Raw genomic sequence first — 16,348 nt, 5'->3', positions numbered from 1 at the left:
GCACGGAGCTGGGTAGCTATGTCGACCTTGGATAAGTGCTGAAGGCATATAAGCGCGAAGCCAACTCGAAGACGTGATCTCTCATCGTCGCAAGACGAGGTAGACCCCTGGTAGACTACCAGGTTGATAGGCTGGAGGTGTAAGCGCAGCGATGCGTTGAGCTGACCAGTACTAATAGGTCGGGGACGTCATTGGCTCGTACAGTTTTGAGGGTGCAGGCCTACTGCAGTTCTCTCTCGTTTTTCAATCAAAGACATGACTCTGGTGGTCATAGCGTCGGGGAAACACCCGTTCCCATCCCGAACACGGAAGTTAAGCCCGACACGCCGATGGTACTTACGGGGAAGCCCGTTGGAAGAGTAGGTCGCTGCCAGGGTCATGTTGTTTCCCATCTCCCCTCCTACCGTCCTTCCCCCGAGCCCTTTTGTCCCTCGCATCCTTTTGTCCAAGATGCGAGGTGTTCTTCAAGGCGAGGGGTGCTTCTCCGCGCAGGCATCCTCACCGTCCTTCCCGCGAAGGCGGGAATCCATCCTGCTTGTGTATACCCCTTCTTCAGGGGGTTTTCCATATCCAGGCACCCTGCCGTCATTCCCGCGAAGGCATCCTCACTGTCATTCCCGCGAAGGCGGGAATCCATCCTGCTTCTCCACGTTGCCCCCCTCGTTGGGGGGTTTTTCCATATCCAGGAGGGTTGCAGTGCGAGGCGCAGGTGTAACAGTCTCAGAGGAAACGGAACCGTCCCGAAGTGTAACAGTCTCCGAACAACGTCTCAAGAAGTAGTATGGAGTGTGTTGATTTTCCCGGGAATTGCACAATACTTAAGAAAATGTTAAGGGTTATGCAAATGGGAAAGACACAGGAATCGGAACGCAACATACGAAGCATTGCCTCCCGCCAGCAGGGATACTTCACTGCTAGACAGGCTCTCGAGGCTGGCTACTCATATCCCTCACAGTACTACCAGAATGAGACCGGGAACTGGATCCGGGAGGGGTATGGCGTTTACCGCATTGCCGACTACACGGCGGCTGATCGACCGGACCTTGTGCTGTGGTCGCTGTGGTCACGTGACAGAAAGGGCAAGCCCCAGGGCGTGTTTTCTCATGAGACAGCGCTGTCCATTCACGAACTCTCTGATGTCATGCCTGTCAGCCTACACATGACAGTCCCGCCGTCATTCAGGAGGTCGGCTAGGACGCCCACCGTCCTCGTCATCCATCGTGCAACGCTCGACCTCGCTGACGTTCAGGTGATGGAGGGGTACAGCGTTACGCGTCCCCTGAGAACGATCATCGACGTGGCTGCTGCTGCGACCATCTCCTCTGACCTTCTTCAACAGGCCATCCGCCAAGCCCTCCAGCGTGGACTCGTGCAACGGGACGATCTGACCAGAGCTTCCAGGTTGAACCCATCGTCTCCCTTCGCGGAGACCATGCGGAGCATTCTTTCCCGATGAGCAGTTCTCAGCACTACGATGATGCAGTGTCTTTCCGCCAAGCACTGGAGGATCGACTCAGGAAACGAGCATTGAATAGAGGTGAAGATCTGCAACGCCTGCGACAGCAAGTCGCCTTTGACCAATTTGTCACTCGCATACAGTACGATGGGGTCAACAAATGGATTCTCAAGGGTGGACATGCTTTGGAACTGGCGATTGGATCCGCCCGGGCGACCCGCGATATTGATCTCGTTCTCAACACCAGCCTTGCTAGAGGCTCCGACAACCACGCGACTCTACAACGGATGCTGCAGCAGGCTGCTTCACGCTCAGCAGATGACTGGCTGGAGTTTCAAGTGGGGGAATCGATGATGGACCTCGACGGCCCACTCTACGGCGGCGAGAGGTTCCCCGTCCGCTCGATGCTGGGAGGCCGACTATTCGTTGCGTTCCATGTCGATGTTGCTGTTGGAGACGTTCTCCTCGAACCCCTGCGCGCCACAACAGGTGAGGACTGGTTTGGCTTTGCCGGTATCGAGGCATCCCCGCTCACCACGACAAGCCTGGAGCAGCAGTTCGCCGAGAAACTGCATGCCTATACCATGCCCCGCGCAGGCACGCGCGACAACAGCCGCGTCAAGGACCTTATCGACATGATACTGCTCCTTGAAACGGGGAAGCTGGAGCCTGAAGGTGCCGCGGCGGCCGTGTTGGCGACGTTCAGCCACAGAAACAGCCACCCGCTCCCAGAGAGGCTCCCGGACCCGCCGGCTTCCTGGAAGAAGCCATATGCAGCTCTGGCTGCATCGTGCCACATTGATGTCGACATTGATGCTGCTGTCGAACGTATCAGAGACTACTATCGACGTGTTGTCACCGTGATCGCGACAACAAGACCTGACGCTGAAACTCGGTGACGGTGAGGAAGCGGAACCGTCCCGAAGTGTAACAAGCACTGTCCGCTCTTCTCCGTCCTTCCCGCGAAGGCGGGAATCCATGCGTCTGTTCAGGAACACCTTCTTCTGGGAGTGGTCCACAACTGCGGATGGTATTGCAGTGAGAAACGAAGTGACTAGAGTGTTCGGGGGGAGAAAGTCGCTTGGCATTGCGAAATCATCAGAGACCAAGGGGGATCTTGTGAAAAGGTGGAAAGTCGGAAAAAGGGACTGGCGTTCGTGGGTTCTTGGTAGTACGCTCATTCTGTTGCTGCTGGTGCAGTTACTGATTGTGCCCTCTGCGGTGCAGGCTGCTACAGCGGTTGACGATGTGGTATCAACAAATGAGGACGCCTCCGTCACCATCAGCGTATTAGGAAACGACACGGGGTCAGGTCTGAAGGTTGCATCGGTGACAGCCCCCGGCAATGGGACTGCAGTCATTCTAGATGAGTCCGCAGGTACCATCCTCTATACGCCGGCATCCGACTGGAATGGGACAGATACCTTCACCTACACGGTAAGCGAGGGGAGCACTCTTCCTTCCGCTACGGTGACCGTTACTGTGACCGCCGTCAACGACGCACCGTCTTTCACGAAGGGCGCGAACCAGACGGTCCTGGAAGACTGCGGTCCAAAAGCTGTCGTCTCTTGGGCAACGTTGATCAGCGCCGGCCCTGTCAACGAGTCCTCCCAGTCTCTGAGCTTTGTTGTTACGAACAACTACAACGCGCTCTTCAGTGTCCAGCCGGCAGTGAGTCTCACTACCGGTACCCTGACCTACACCCCTGCTCCCAACCAGTACGGTTCGACCGTTGTCTCCGTTTGTCTCCAGGACAGTGGTGGCATGGTGAATGGTGGTGTGGACACATCTCCTGCGCAGACCTTCACCATTACTGTCGGTCCCGTCAACGATGCTCCCTCGTTCGTTGTCGGGCTAGACGTCAGCGTCGTGGAAGACTATGGGCAGCGTGGGATAATGAGCTGGGCAACCAGTATCACAACAGGATCCGGCGATCCGTATTCCCAGGCTCTCACGTTCCAAGTCACCGGTAACTCGAATCCGTCACTATTTGCGGATTGCCCTGTCATCCAGGCTATTGGTGGGCGGTTGTCTTTCACGATGGCGGCAAACAAGAACGGCACAGCGACAATAACGTTAGTGCTTCATGATGACGGCGGCACGGCGAATGGCGGCGTGGACACCTCGGCGCCCCAGACCTTCACCATCACCGTTACCCCGGTGAACGACGTCCCGTCCTTCACGAAGGGAGCCGACCAGATGGTCCTGGAGGACTGCGGTTCCCAGACGGTCGCTGGGTGGGCCAGTGCCATCAGTGCTGGTCCTTCCGACGAAACAGGGCAGGCCCTCGACTTCATCGTCACCAACGACAACAACCCTCTCTTTGCTGTTCAGCCAGCCGTTGCTGCAAACGGCACCCTAATCTATATCTCTACACTCAACAGGAACGGCACGGCCACCGTGACGGTCCGCATTCATGATGATGGCGGCACGGCGAACGGCGGCGTGGACACCTCTGCACCCCAGACGTTCACCATCACCGTCGGCCCTGTCAACGATCCACCCGTGAATACCATCCTGCCGAGTAGCGCTGGTGCAATGAACATCGGTGACACGCTGGCCACCTCACCTGGTACATGGGATGACACTATCGACATAGCTGTCTCCGGGACCTCGACGTTGACTTACACGTACCGGTGGGTCCGTGCAGATGACGCCTCTGGCATGAACGCGGTGGACATCGCATCTGCCACTTCCTCCACCTATGTCCTGTCGGATCTTGATGCCCACAAGTACCTGTGCGTGAGGGTCACCTGTACCGATAGTGGCGTCGGCCTCCCTACTGCGCAGAGCGTCACACTCCCCACGCCCTGGACTTCACAGGTCATCAACCGTCTCCCCGTGATCACCGAAGGTGCTTCGACTTCAGCCACCATGGACGAGGACGGAAGTCCCACTTCATTCAGCCTCACGTTGCATGCGACCGATACTGACAGCGATACCCTTACCTGGAGCGTTCCTTCCGGGGCATCCCACGGCACCGGCACGGCAACCGGGACTGGGACTGCCAAGGCCATCACCTACGCGCCCGCCCCCGACTGGAATGCCTCCGATAGCTTCGTGGTCCAGGTGAGCGACGGGTACGGCGGCACCGCCAGCATCACCGTGAACATTACTGTTAACCTCCGTAACGACGTCCCGTCCTTCACGAAGGGCGCTGACCAGACAGTTCTGGAAGACTGTGGAGTACAAACGGTCAGCGGTTGGGCAACTGCCGTCAGTGCCGGTCCTGCCGACGAAGCAGGGCAGACCCTTGACTTTTTTGTCACCAATGACAACGCCATACTCTTCAGCACGCAGCCTGCCCTTGCCGAAAACGGCACCCTGATGTATACCCCTGCCGCCAACATGAACGGCACGGCTACCGTGTCCATCTCTCTCCATGACGACGGCGGCACGGCTAACGGTGGCGTGGACACCTCGGCACCCCAGATGTTCACCATCACCGTTACCGCGGTGAACGACCCGCCTGCCGACACCTACACCTTGACCTATACGGCAGGTACGAACGGCACGATCTCGGGCACGTCTCCGCAGACCGTGAACCACGGCACCAGTGGCACGCTTGTGACAGCAGTCCCGAATGTCGGGTATCACTTCGTCAGCTGGAGTGACGGGGTTCTTACCGCTGCAAGGACTGATGCGAACGTGACGGCGAATATCAATGCCACCGCCACCTTTGCCGTCGATACGTTTACTGTCACGCCGTCTACCGGCTCGAACGGTTCTATCTCGCCGTCCACCACCCAGATCGTGGACTACGGCAGCAACCTCACCTTCACCATCAAGTCGAGCACCGGCTACCACGTCCAGGACGTCCTCGTGGACGGCGTCTCGGTGGGCGCGGTCCCCTCCTACACGTTCACCAACGTCACGGTTAGCCACACCATCGCTGCGAACTTCGCCATCGATACGTACACCCTGACCGTTAACGTGACCGGTTCCAGCTCCATCGCCAAATCCCCCGACCAGGCCTCCTACAATCACGGGGCCTCCGTCCAGCTGACGGCGACCCCTGTGACCGGCTGGCACTTCACCGGCTGGTCTGGTAGCCTCACCGGCAGCACGAACCCGGCGACCATCACCATGGATGCGAACAAGACCATCACTGCCACCTTCGCCATCGATATGTACACGATCGTCGCCTCCGCCGACCTGGCCGGAAACATCTCTCCCTCGGGGAATGTTATGGTGAACCACGGGGCCTCGCAGTCCTTCAGCATCACTCCCAGCACCGGCTACCACATCCAGAACGTCCTTGTGGACGGCAGCTCCGTGGGCGCAGTCACCTCGTATACCTTCACGAACCTGACGGAAAATCATACCATCGCTGCGAGCTTCGCCATCGATACATACACTCTAACCTACATGACAGGTACGAACGGCACGATCTCGGGCACGTCTCCGCAGACCGTGAACCACGGCACCAGCGGCACGCTTGTGACAGCAGTCCCGAATGTCAGGTATCACTTCGTCAGCTGGAGTGACGGGGTTCTCACCGCTGCAAGGACTGATGCGAACGTGACGGCGAATATCAATGCCACCACCACCTTTGCCGTCAGCATCAACACGTACACCCTCACTGTGAGCGTGTCTGGTTCCGGCTCGGTGGCCAAGAACCCCGACCAGATCAGCTACACCCACGGCACCTCGGTCCAGCTGACGGCAACCCCTGCCAGCGGCTGGCACTTCGTCGGATGGTCCGGTGGTCTGAGTGGCACCACGAATTCCGCGACCATCACCATGGACGCCAGCAAGACGGTCACTGCTGCCTACGCTCCTCTGCCGCATCCTGTCTCGGGGCACACCATGGTCCTCACCATTGGGAGCAAGACGATGACTGTGGATGGCACAGAAGTCGCACTGGATGCCCCGGCTGCACTCCTTGAGGACCGCACGCTCGTCCCCCTCCGAGCTGTGGTGGAGCATCTGGGCGGTACCATTTCCTGGAACGCGAAGACCCGTCAGGTTACCCTTAAGGCACGCGGCACGACGATCATCCTCACCATCGGCAAGAGTACAGCGCTCGTGAATGGCAAGCCTCTCGTCATCGACCCGAAGAACCGCAAGGTTGTCCCGATCCTCTCGTCCAGCCGCACGATGCTGCCTCTGCGGTTCGTGGCAGAGAACCTCGGTTTGCAGGTGGACTGGGACGCGAAGGCGCGTACTATTACCGTCAGTTGGGAGGACTAATCTCTGCTCGGTTCCAATTTCACAAGGCCCGCCATCATGACAGCCCTTTGAGGTGAATCGTGCCAGGCATATACTGGACAGCATGAGAGCAACAACGCGACAGAAGAGTGGGGGTCGACCGGACGCCCGGGCCTGGGCAGGGCTCGTTCTGGCAGTTCTGGGCGTGTCGGGGACGTCGACGTTCATGAAGCTGGCGGGAACCGATCCTCTTGTGACCGCGTTCTGGAGGTTGGCGCTGTCGACGCTTCTGCTCCTTCCGTTACAGATGTGGCGCAGGTGTAACAGTCTCAGGGAAAATGGAACCGTCCCGAAGTGTAACAGTCTCAGACATAACGGAACCGTCCTGAAGTGGACCATCTTGGCGGGCGCGTTCCTGGCTGTGCATTTCGCTCTGTGGGTGACGTCGCTGTCGATGACCTCGGTGTTGTCCTCGCTGGTATTCGTCACGATGAGCCCGCTGTTTGTGGCCGTCTTGGACCTCGTCCTGTTTCGGGAACGTACCAGCCCGCTGCTGTGGGTGGCTGTCGGGGTCGTGACCGCAGGCGGCGTCTTCATCGGGCTGCGGTCCGGCACGGGCGCCAACCTCGGAAACCTGCTCGCGCTCGGTGGGGCGCTGGCGGCGTCGCTGTATCTTATTGTCGGGCGCAGGGCGTCCCGTGACATGGACCCCGTCTCCTACAATGTGGGCGCGTTCGGTTGGGCCGCTGTCCTGACAGGGGTCGTGTGCGTGGCGGCTGGACGGCCGCTCCTGCTGCTGTCGGGCAGGTCGTTCCTGTGGCTCGCTGTGACCGCCGTCCTGGGCCAGACTGTTGGCCACGGCTTCATCAATGTTTCGCTCAAGTCGTTTCAGCCGCAGTTCGTGGCGCTCATGCTGTTGTGGGAGCCAATTCTGGGCAGTCTGCTGGCGTTCCTGGTGCTGGGTGATCGGCCGGGTCCGGCCGAGCTTGCGGGAGGTGTCGTCATCCTGGCCGGGCTGGCGCTGGGGATCGTTTCCAGCCGCCGCCCTGCTGCAGAAGGATCTGGGGGCGCTGAGGGTCAGCCGCTGTAGCCCAGGAGTTCCAGAGGCTGTGTGCCTGCCAGCTGTACCTTGGCGCCGCTGAAGCGCACGGCGGTGTCAAGCGCGGTCTGAGGGCCTGCCCCGGTTGCAAGCGCTGAGAGGAGCGCCGCCGCAAAGGAGTCTCCAGCCCCCGTCACGTCGACGGGCGTGAGAGCGGCGCCAGGTGCCATGATGATGCCCTCGTCGCTGCACAGGAGGGCGCCTCGTGCGCCGAGCTTGACAACGATGGTTGTCCCGGTCGATCGGTGGAGGATACCGGCTGCTTCCCTCGCATCTGCCTCCTGTGCGAGCCAGCAGGCTTCCTCTTCGTTGGGCAACAGGTAGTCACAGAGTCGTGCCGCTCCAAGGACTGCGTCGCGGCCCATGGAGTTCATGGCATCGATGCTGGCGGGATCCATGACGACGACCGGTCGTGCGAGGGCCGAACTCGTCAGCACCGCCCCGAGTGCTGCCCAGCAACCCTTTTCAAGCAGGCTGTACCCCGAGACGAACAGGAAGTCTCCAGCGGTCTTGCAGGCACTGTGCACGAAGCGTGTGAATGCTGCTGGATCCACCGCTGCGTTGGCGCCGCGCTGACGGTACATGTGGTATGAGCCGGCCTCTTGGACGACGCTGACCATGCCCGTTGGTTCATCGACGCGGTTGCCGGCGTACGTGATGCCAAGGTGCGCTAGGCGCACAGCGTACAGATCTCCTGCGGCGTCGGTCCCCAGGGTACCGAACAGTTGTACCGGCCGGTCGAGGCATCGCAGGAAGAAGGCGACATTCCCTCCCTGCCCTCCGCAGGACAGCATGAGGTCCGCCTGTGCTTCCTTTCCGGAAAGCGACAGGGTGGGCGCCACCGTCGTGGCGTCGATGTTGAGGTCGCCCGTGACGAAGAACATGGGACCAGGGATCAGCGGTGCTTTAGCAGGGTGGCGATCTGCGTCCCCAGCGCGACGTTGCTCTTGATGAGGGCGATGTTGGCCTCGATGACACCGGGCAGGTTCTTCTGCATGTAGGCAAGAATGTATGGTGTCATCGCCTTGCCCTCGATCTTCTCTTCTGCAGCCTTCTTGAGCGCAGCCTGCAGCACCTTCTCGTGCTTTGCTGGGTCGACTTGGTCACACTCGGTGATCGGGTTCGTGACGAGGATCCCGGTGCCGAGGCCGAGGCGGTCGCGTGCCTCCACGATGGCTGCGATGTCCGATGCGCTCTCGACGCGGTGCTCGATCGGGATGCCGGAGTCGCGCACGTAGAAGGCGGGCAGGGTGTCGGTCTGGTAGCCCAGGACGAGGACGGACATCGTCTCGAGGTACTCCAGCGTGTTCCTCAGGTCGAGGATGGACTTGGCACCCGCGCACACGGTGATACAGCGAGCTCGCCCGATGACCGGCAGGTCCTGTGAGATGTCGAGGATCTCGCTCACGCCGCGGTGCACGCCCCCGATGCCACCGGTGACAAAGACGCGAATGCCTGCAGCGTCGGCGATGTGCAACGATGCAGCGACGGTCGTGCCCCCACTGAATCCCATGGCGACGGCGACGGGGATGTCCCGGGGTCCGATCTTCTTGACCCACTTGGCCCGAGCGAGCATCTCGAGTTCAGACTTGGAGAGGCCCACGCGGATCTTGCCCGAAACCAGGGCAGTCGTGGCAGCGATGGCTCCGCCCTTGCGGACGATGCCTTCAAGCTCCTGTGCCAGCTCGAGGTTGACCGGATACGGCATGCCATGGGTGATGATGGCAGACTCGAGGGCGACAACCGGTATTCCCTTGCGGAGAGCCTCCTGGACTTCCTCGGCGATGACGAACTCTTCCGGATGGGTCTCGCCGCGCCTGGTTTCCTCGGCAAACCCTTTGGTGACGCTGCTGCCGGTCTTGTGCCCGGTCAGCTGGTCATTCTCGCTGCGCTGCGCTCTTCTCGCCATGACGGGCTCCTCTGAAGTGTGTTGTTGCCAGAAAGGATTCGATGACAACCGGATCAAACTGCGATCCGGCGCATCGCGCTACTTCGGCGCCAGCCATGTCGGGCTGCGTGCCATGTCGATACACGTGCGCAGTCACCATGGCGTCGAACGAAGTGCACCCCTCGCATTGGACCAACATGCTCGGGGATCAGCCACCGCCAGGATGCGTCCACCCAACGGGATGGCCGTGCCCGCTGTACCATGAGGATAGTCTGCACCGTCGTATCGTTCATGATGGGATACAATGATGTCACAGACATCGGAAAAACCGGGGACCCGCCCGATGACGGCAGAACCGTACTCGGCGTGCTTGCGCATGATCGCGAACTCCTCTTCAGTGAGGAAGTCCTGTTTGAGCAGCAGTTCAGGGCTCATTTCTGTACTACCGTCAGGAGAACGAACAAGGTCGACCCTCCCGTATGTCAGTCCTGGACAAGCTCCGTGCCCCCGAGTATGTTTTCTCAATACGAGGGGTGTTTTGCTCAGCACGGCAATGCTTTTTCATCATATGGATGCTTGGCTTTTTTTCAAGCCCACCGTATACTGAGAGCAGTCCAAGACTCACTAATTGGGAGGTGGACGCCTCAGAGGCGGATGATATGACACTCGACAAGTTTACGACAAAGTCAGCTGAAGCATTGCAGCAGGCGGCGCGGTCCAGCGAAGGCCACGGGAACCAGGCCACCGATTCGCTCCATCTGCTCCGGGCCATTCTCGATCAGAAGGAGGGGCTTGCAGCGTCCCTCTTCCCATACCTCAACGTTGCCGCCTCCGCGCTGTCGTCACAAGTCGAACAGGAAATCGAACGGCTGCCCAGGGTCTCGGGCAGCGTCCCCGTCGGTCAGCTGGTCATCTCAGAGGACCTGAACACAGTCATCCGCAAGGCCGAGGAGGAAATGACGGCGCTCAAGGATGAATATATCAGCGTCGAGCACTTTCTCATCGCGCTGGCCGAGAACAGCCGTTCATGCGGCCCATTGTTGAAGCAGGCCGGCGTGACGAAGCAGGCTATCCTGCATGCGCTGGTGAAGGTGCGCGGCACGGAACGCGTGACGGATCAGGAGCCCGAAGACAAGTATGAGGCGCTCAAGAAGTACGGCCGCGACCTGACGGAGCAGGCGCGTCAGGGCAAGCTGGACCCCGTTATCGGCCGTGACGAGGAGATCCGGCGCATCATGCAAATCCTCATGCGTCGGACCAAGAACAACCCGGTGCTCATCGGCGATGCCGGCGTCGGCAAGACGGCCGTCGTCGAAGGGCTTGCACAGCGTATCGTGGCGCGGGACGTGCCCGAAGAGCTCAAGGACAAGACCATCTTCGCACTCGACCTGGGTGCGATGATCGCGGGCGCCAAGTTTCGTGGGGAGTTCGAGGACCGGCTGAAGTCCGTACTCAAGGCTGTCACAGCCAGCAACGGGCGCATCATCATGTTCATCGACGAACTGCATACGGTCGTCGGGGCGGGCGCGGCCGAGGGAGCCATGGATGCCTCCAATATGCTGAAGCCGGCGCTCGCGAGGGGTGAACTGCGGACGATCGGCGCCACGACGGTCGACGAGTACCGCAAGATCATCGAAAAGGATGCTGCCCTTCAGCGCCGCTTCCAGCCGGTCCTGGTCAGCGAGCCATCGGTCGAGGATACGATTGCTATCCTGCGTGGCCTCAAGGAACGGTATGAGACACACCACGGCGTGCGCATCGCGGATGGGGCGCTGGTCATGGCGGCCAAACTGTCGGCACGCTACATCACCGACCGTTTCCTGCCCGACAAGGCCATCGACCTCATGGACGAGGCGGCGTCGCTGGTCAAGATGCAGCTCGAGAGCATGCCCGTCGAGATTGACGAACTGGACCGCAGACTGATCATCCTGGAGATGGAACGTAAGGCGCTGGTCTGCGAAACCGACGACAAGTCCAGGAAGCGCTGTGCCGACGTCCAGGCGGAGATCGCGCAACTGAAGGAGAAGGCGGACCGGCTGAAGCTGTCCTGGCACAAGCAGAAGGATGTCATCGAGGAAGCCGCACGGCTTGGCAAGGAGCTCGAGGAGAAGAAAGTCGAGTTCACGAAGGCGACGCGCGAGGGAGACCTCGAGAAGGCGGCGCAGCTCAAGTATGGCGCGATTCCCGAACTGGAGAAGAAGGTCGAGGCACAGCACGACCAGCTCGAGTCGCAGGAGAAGGGCGGCGTCGAACTCAAGCAGTCGGTAACCGAAGAGGAGATCGCGCAGGTCGTCAGCCGCTGGACCGGTGTCCCGGTGTCCCGTATGATGGAGACCGAGGTGACCAAGCTGGTCAACCTCGAGGAACGTCTTGCAAAGCGCGTCATCGGCCAGGAGCAGGCAATCCATGCCGTCGCCTCGGCCATCAAGCGGTCGCGCGCAGGCATGTCGGACCCCAGCCGCCCTATCGGGAGCTTCATCTTCCTGGGCCCCACCGGCGTCGGCAAGACCGAGCTGTCCAAGGCGCTGGCGGAGGTGCTGTTCGACGACGAGAACCGCATGGTCCGCATCGACATGAGCGAATACATGGAGAAATTCAGTGTCAGCCGGCTCGTAGGCGCGCCTCCCGGATACGTAGGCTATGAAGAGGGCGGGCAGCTGACAGAGGCCGTGCGCCGGCATCCGTACTCGGTCGTCCTGCTTGACGAGATCGAGAAGGCCAATCCCGACGTGTTCGACATCCTGCTGCAGGTCCTGGACGACGGGCGCCTGACGGACGGCAAGGGCCGTACGGTCAACTTCCGCAACACGGTCATCATCATGACCAGCAACATCGGCAGCGACATTATCAGCCGCATCGAGGCAACGCCCGGGACGGTCGCGTACGAAGAGGCATACTCGCGCGTCACCACCATTGTGCTGGAGCACATGAAGACGGTGTTCCATCCGGAGTTCCTGAACCGGGTGGACGAGGTCGTCGTCTTCAACCCGCTGGGACAGGTAGAGTTGGCCAGCATCCTTCAGCTTGTCATTGACAAGACCGTGGCCAAGGTGCGCGAGCGTGACATCGAGTTGACGGTGTCCGACGACCTGCGCAGACATCTCGTGACCATCGGCTTTGACCCGGTCTATGGCGCAAGGCCGCTTAAGCGCACGGTCCAGAAGGTTCTGGAAGACCGCCTGGCCGATGCCCTGCTGTCTGGCGAGGTCAAGCCTGGCGATAAGGTCCTGGCTGACTACGAAGCTGACCGCGTCGTCTTCCGCAAGCACTAGCCTGCAAATGTGAACACCCTTGGGGTCAGGCACCAAGGGCACATAGTGCCTGACCCCAAGGGCATTCACAATTCGAAATGAGAGGTCATTGAATGGCTGAAGAAAGCATTTTCATCAAGGGTGCACGTGTCCATAACCTGAAAGACGTGAGCGTGCGCCTGCCGCGTAACAAGATCATCGTTATCACCGGCGTCTCCGGCTCGGGCAAGTCCTCGCTGGCGTTCGACACCCTGTACGCCGAGGGACAGCGCCGTTATGTCGAATCACTCTCTGCCTATGCCCGGCAATTCATCGGCCTGATGCAGAAGCCGGACGTCGACCTCATCGAGGGGCTGTCCCCCGCCATCGCCATCGACCAGAGGTCAGCCAGCAAGAACCCCCGGTCCACGGTTGGCACGCTGACTGAGATCTATGATTACCTGCGCCTGCTGTTCGCACGCGCCGGCGTTCCGTACTGCCCCAACCACGATATCCCCATCACAAAGCAGTCGCCCCAGGAGATCGTCGAGCACCTGCTGGCGGAGTACACAGGGCGCACCGTTGCGCTGCTGGCGCCTGCGGTGGAGGGGCGCAAGGGCGAGTACCGCAAGCTCATCGAGGACGTCCAGCGCAAGGGGTTCGAGAGCTATCGTGTCGATGGTACGGAGTACAGTGTCGACGACCCGGTCCCGAGCATCGACAAAAAGCGCAAGCACACGATCGAGCTCATCGTCGACAAGCTGCTGGTCACCGCGGACGAACGCACGCGCCTGTTCGACTCGGTGGAACTGACGCTCAAGGAAGGAGACAGCGTGCTCAAGGTCCTGGACCTGGCGACGGGCAAGCTCGACTTCTTCTCGAGCACCTTCGCCTGCCCCATCTGCGGCTACAGCATCCAGGAGATCGAGCCGCGCCTGTTCTCGTTCAACTCACCCTACGGCGCGTGCCCGACGTGTACGGGTCTTGGCTTCCAGCTGGAGCCGGACATCGACATGATCGTCGACCACGACAAGTCGCTCGCTGAGGGGGCCATCCAGATCCCCGGCTTCCTTGCCGCGTCGACCTTCAGCAAGGACTTCGTCGTGCAGGCGCTCCGCTTCCGCGGGTACGACCCGGACCAGAAGGTGCGCGACCTGCCGGCGGGAGCCATGGACATCGTCCTGCACGGGGATAAGGAACGCATCCCGGTACACTGGGAGGACGGTGCAGGGCTTGACCACGTCTACAAGTTCCACTGGGAAGGGCTCATCAACCTCCTGGCACGCCGGTATGAAGAGACGACCTCGGACGCTATGAAGGAGGAGTATGAGCGCTTCATGCTGCAGAAGGACTGCCCGACCTGTCACGGCAGGCGCCTGAAGCCCGAGGCGCTGGCTGTCAAGCTGGCCGGCCTGAACATCAGCGAGGTCACCGACATGTCGGTTGACCAGGCGTCGCAGTTTGTTGCACGGTTGCCGGCAACGATGACGGAGACCCAGCGTACCATTGCCAAGCAGGTTCTGCGCGAGATCAACGAGCGGCTGAAGTTCATCCTGGACGTGGGCCTCGGGTACCTGACGCTCTCGCGTGCGTCGGCGACACTGGCCGGTGGCGAAGCCCAGCGGCTGCGCCTCGCGACGCAGGTGGGCAGCAAGCTGGTGGGCGTCCTCTACGTGCTGGACGAGCCGTCCATCGGCCTGCATCCGCGGGACAACGAGCGCCTCCTGAGTACCCTGCGGGAACTGCGCGACCTGGGGAACACGCTGGTCATCGTGGAACACGACGAGGAGACCATTCGCACCGCGGACTACCTTGTCGATGTAGGCCCGGGGGCTGGCGAACACGGCGGGCGCATCGTGGCTGCGGGCAGCCTGGCCGACATCATCGCTGAGCCGACGTCGCTGACGGGGCAGTACCTGACGGGCAAGCTGTCCGTCCCCCTGCCGACAACCAGGCGCAAGCCCAATGGCGAGCACCTGCTCATCACGGGCGCGACGGAGCACAACCTCAAGAACATCGACGCGGACATCCCCCTGCACATGTTCACCTGCATCACGGGCGTCTCCGGCTCGGGCAAGTCGACGCTGATCAACGACTGCCTGTACAAGGGGCTGGCGCGCGAGCTGTATCACGCCAAGGATCAGCCAGGTCACTACGAGAAGCTGACGGGTGTCGCATACATCGACCGCGTCATCGTGGTCGACCAGGCGCCCATCGGGCGCACGCCGCGCAGCAACCCGGCCACCTATACGGGGCTGTTCACGCCCATCCGTGAGGTCTTCGCGCGCATGCCCGAGGCGAAGATGCGCGGGTATCAGCCCGGCCGGTTCAGCTTCAACGTGAAGGGCGGCCGCTGCGAGGCCTGCGAGGGCAACGGGTTCACCAAGGTCGAGATGCAGTTTCTGCCAGACGTCTATGTGCCCTGCGAGGTGTGCCACGGGGCGCGCTTCAACTCCGAGACGCTCGAGGTCCGTTATAAGGGCAAGTCCGTCGCCGACGTGCTGGAGATGTCGGTCGAGGAGGCCCTGCACTTCTTCGAGGCGCATGCACGTCTCAAGCACATGCTGAAGCTGCTGGACGCCGTCGGGTTGGGCTATATCCGCCTTGGCCAGAGCGCCGTGACCCTGTCGGGTGGTGAGGCCCAGCGTATCAAGCTGGCGGCGGAACTGGGCAAGCGGACGGCAGGAAAGACCCTGTACATCCTCGACGAGCCGACGACCGGCCTGCACTTCGCCGACGTCGAAAAGCTTGTTGGTGTCCTCCAGGAGCTGACCAACAAGGGCAACACGGTCATCGTCATCGAGCATAACCTGGATGTCATCAAGAACGCCGACTGGGTCATTGACCTGGGTCCCGAGGGCGGTGACAAAGGTGGCCGTATCATCGCCACGGGCACGCCCGAGGAGATCGCCCGCAACCCCAATTCCCTGACGGGGCAGTTCCTCAAGGACAAGGTCCTGTGAACTGACCGGTAGTGCTGCACACGCGGCCCCGGTCCTCGGATTGGGGCCTTTTCTGTTCGGGTCCTCTGCAACCTTTTGGCACCAACTGGGATATCATAGTGGAAAGGCAAGAGCATCGATGCGAAGGGATGGCCCTATGGACGACGAGCTCAGGACAGTTGTCACACGTGTCCACGCAGGAGAGGAAGCAGCGTTTGACGACCTGTATCATCTCACGGTTCGACAACTCTACAGGACTCTGTACACGTACCTGATGACGCGGGAGGATGTGGAAGACGTGGTTCAGGAAGCGTACCTCAAGCTCTACCAGGTACGCAGGAAGCTGGACGATACGCGTTCGGTACCGGTCTATCTGCGGACGATTGCCATCAATTGTGCGAGGCGGAAGCTTCGCCGAAGCCACCCCGTCAGAGCCCCGGTCGAGGACGACGTCTCGGGTACCGAGCTCGTGAAGGGTGTCGTACGAGAAGCATTGCAGCAACTTTCGCCGGCCGATCGCCTCGTGATGGGGTTGTTTTACAGCGAGCAGACGTCCATCCAAGACATTTGCAGGATGACGGG

General features: G+C 60.8%; 10 protein-coding genes and 2 rRNA genes. 9 read left to right on the top strand and 3 right to left on the bottom strand.

The annotated features are described in order from the left end of the window. From SMC1_RS08680 to SMC1_RS08650, 6 genes are all read left to right on the top strand, one after another. Window positions 1-195: ribosomal RNA gene (locus tag SMC1_RS08680) — 23S ribosomal RNA — on the top strand; the annotation flags it as partial. Window positions 196-260: 65 nt separating this feature from the next. After that, a 5S ribosomal RNA gene (gene rrf, locus SMC1_RS08675) occupies window positions 261-376 on the top strand. Window positions 377-844: 468 nt separating this feature from the next. Then, window positions 845-1,456 carry a type IV toxin-antitoxin system AbiEi family antitoxin domain-containing protein gene (locus tag SMC1_RS08665; RefSeq protein WP_119086385.1) on the top strand — a complete coding sequence of 204 codons (612 nt, stop codon included), beginning with the start codon at window positions 845-847 and terminating at the stop codon, window positions 1,454-1,456. Between the two features lie 71 nt (window positions 1,457-1,527). Continuing rightward, on the top strand, window positions 1,528-2,355 hold the full coding sequence (locus tag SMC1_RS08660) for a nucleotidyl transferase AbiEii/AbiGii toxin family protein (RefSeq protein WP_207799380.1): 828 nt from the start codon (window positions 1,528-1,530) through the stop codon (window positions 2,353-2,355). A gap of 220 nt (window positions 2,356-2,575) precedes the next feature. Next, on the top strand, window positions 2,576-6,649 hold the full coding sequence (locus SMC1_RS08655) for an InlB B-repeat-containing protein (protein ID WP_165849379.1): 4,074 nt from the start codon (window positions 2,576-2,578) through the stop codon (window positions 6,647-6,649). 82 nt (window positions 6,650-6,731) lie between these two features. Then, window positions 6,732-7,697 carry a DMT family transporter gene (locus SMC1_RS08650; RefSeq protein WP_119086382.1) on the top strand — a complete coding sequence of 322 codons (966 nt, stop codon included), beginning with the start codon at window positions 6,732-6,734 and terminating at the stop codon, window positions 7,695-7,697. Here the strand turns inward: SMC1_RS08650 and SMC1_RS08645 are convergent. The 3 genes from SMC1_RS08645 to SMC1_RS08635 form a co-directional block, all read right to left on the bottom strand. Next, complete coding sequence (locus SMC1_RS08645; RefSeq protein WP_119086381.1) at window positions 7,685-8,590, bottom strand: carbohydrate kinase family protein; 906 nt, start codon at window positions 8,588-8,590, stop codon at window positions 7,685-7,687. The two genes, SMC1_RS08650 and SMC1_RS08645, sit on opposite strands and share 13 nt — an antisense overlap. An 11-nt stretch (window positions 8,591-8,601) precedes the next feature. Further along, window positions 8,602-9,615: a pseudouridine-5'-phosphate glycosidase gene (locus tag SMC1_RS08640; RefSeq protein ID WP_119086380.1), complete on the bottom strand. Its 1,014-nt coding sequence runs from the start codon at window positions 9,613-9,615 to the stop codon at window positions 8,602-8,604. 132 nt (window positions 9,616-9,747) lie between these two features. Next, complete coding sequence (locus SMC1_RS08635) at window positions 9,748-10,029, bottom strand: HD-GYP domain-containing protein (protein ID WP_119086379.1); 282 nt, start codon at window positions 10,027-10,029, stop codon at window positions 9,748-9,750. 224 nt (window positions 10,030-10,253) lie between these two features. Here SMC1_RS08635 and clpB point away from each other — a divergent pair, with 224 nt between their 5' ends. The 3 genes from clpB to SMC1_RS08620 all read left to right on the top strand — a co-directional run. Further along, window positions 10,254-12,866, top strand: a complete 2,613-nt coding sequence (clpB, locus tag SMC1_RS08630) for an ATP-dependent chaperone ClpB (RefSeq protein ID WP_119086378.1) — start codon at window positions 10,254-10,256, stop codon at window positions 12,864-12,866. 92 nt (window positions 12,867-12,958) lie between these two features. Then, entirely contained in the window at window positions 12,959-15,787 is a 2,829-nt protein-coding gene (gene uvrA, locus SMC1_RS08625; protein WP_119086377.1) for an excinuclease ABC subunit UvrA, read from the top strand. 136 nt (window positions 15,788-15,923) lie between these two features. Further along, window positions 15,924-16,348: RNA polymerase sigma factor (locus tag SMC1_RS08620; protein WP_165849378.1), on the top strand; the 425-nt coding region annotated here is incomplete at its 3' end.

Origin of the sequence: Candidatus Cryosericum septentrionale, from assembly GCF_003570995.1 — a bacterium.
Classification (GTDB): domain Bacteria; phylum Caldisericota; class Caldisericia; order Cryosericales; family Cryosericaceae; genus Cryosericum; species Cryosericum septentrionale.
This window is presented reverse-complemented; position numbering and strand designations above follow the sequence as displayed.

Bases quoted from the DNA above. Each gene is read 5' to 3' on its own strand.
- SMC1_RS08665 (WP_119086385.1), top strand. From the start codon at position 845: ATGGGAAAGACACAGGAATCGGAACGCAACATACGAAGCATTGCCTCC.
- SMC1_RS08650 (WP_119086382.1), top strand. From the start codon at position 6,732: ATGAGAGCAACAACGCGACAGAAGAGTGGGGGTCGACCGGACGCCCGG.
- SMC1_RS08645 (WP_119086381.1), bottom strand. From the start codon at position 8,590: ATGTTCTTCGTCACGGGCGACCTCAACATCGACGCCACGACGGTGGCG.
- SMC1_RS08640 (WP_119086380.1), bottom strand. From the start codon at position 9,615: ATGGCGAGAAGAGCGCAGCGCAGCGAGAATGACCAGCTGACCGGGCAC.
- SMC1_RS08635 (WP_119086379.1), bottom strand. From the start codon at position 10,029: ATGAGCCCTGAACTGCTGCTCAAACAGGACTTCCTCACTGAAGAGGAG.
- clpB (WP_119086378.1), top strand. From the start codon at position 10,254: ATGACACTCGACAAGTTTACGACAAAGTCAGCTGAAGCATTGCAGCAG.
- uvrA (WP_119086377.1), top strand. From the start codon at position 12,959: ATGGCTGAAGAAAGCATTTTCATCAAGGGTGCACGTGTCCATAACCTG.